This window comes from Pseudomonas sp. PME37.24/025 (genome assembly GCF_055556615.1).
Genome location: NZ_JBVHNK010000083.1, coordinates 1 through 304 on the forward strand (window position 1 = coordinate 1; position 304 = coordinate 304).

The 304-nt window shown below is 67.4% G+C and carries 1 protein-coding gene; it reads right to left on the reverse strand.

Annotated elements, in window-relative coordinates; genetic code table 11:
* On the reverse strand, positions 1-304 hold a 304-nt coding region (locus ACZ3HH_RS29600; RefSeq protein ID WP_465810084.1), incomplete at both ends, for a hypothetical protein.

Sequence of the window (304 nt, forward strand, 5' to 3'; positions counted from 1 at the left end):
GGTGTCGCCCCAGTTCAGACCGTCGGACGACGTCTTGAAGTACACCGGCGCGGTGTTCTGCGACTGGCTGGGGCGATTGACCACTTCGAACGTCGCGAGGTACCGGCCGTCGGGCAGCTTGGTGACGGTGATCATGCCCGGACGATCGCTCTGGTTCGGTGGCGCCGACACGTTGCCGAGGGCACCCCATGTGGCGCCGCCGTCCGTGGACCGACGGTAGGACACGGCCTGAAGGACGCCCGACGACTTCTGGCGTTCGTCCGAGAAGTAGGCGACGAGCTTGCCGCCGCCGTCGATGGCGAGC